Annotated in this window: 1 pseudogene; it reads left to right on the forward strand. The window is 34.2% G+C overall.

Annotated features, from left to right (window positions below):
- A pseudogene (locus FOT98_RS31715) lies at window positions 1–222 on the forward strand (CpaF family protein); the annotation flags it as partial.

Here is a 222-nt window from a genome sequence, read left to right on the forward strand (position 1 = left end):
AAGATGATGGGAATCGTTATATTACAGAGATGATTGAATTATTAGATTATCGAGGTGATATACAGTTTAATGAACTTTCTCAGTTTATCCCGACATACCAGGAACAGGATGAGATAAATGAAAGCATAGGAAAAATTCATGGACAGCACATTATTACAGGGAAAATGTCAGCTAAAATGGAGAAAAAATTCCGTTCTGCTACTTCTGTAAATCCAGCTCTTT

It is taken from the genome of Bacillus sp. HY001 (assembly GCF_007558965.1).
Lineage (GTDB): Bacteria > Bacillota > Bacilli > Bacillales > Bacillaceae_G > Bacillus_A > Bacillus_A mobilis.